This window comes from Streptomyces nanshensis, from assembly GCF_001751255.1.
Lineage (GTDB): Bacteria > Actinomycetota > Actinomycetes > Streptomycetales > Streptomycetaceae > Streptomyces > Streptomyces nanshensis_A.
In genome coordinates this window covers 1-212 of the sequence record NZ_LJGW01000120.1, presented here as the reverse complement: position 1 = coordinate 212, position 212 = coordinate 1, and positions in this window count along the sequence as shown.

Genomic DNA, 212 nt, shown 5'->3' with positions numbered 1-212 from the left:
GGGAGGACTGAGGACGGGAACGGGGGAACGGGGACCGGGCGTCCCGGGCGGCCGGTCAGCCGGGTCAGCCGAACTGCCTCTCGATCTCCGCGAGTTTCTCCTCCAGCGAGTCCAACCGAGGGCCCGCGATGCCCGATCCGCTCTCCTCGGTCTGCCGGTCCTTCTGCCGGTCGGCCGCCGTACCGGTCGGGCCGCCGGCCGCCCCCGCGGCC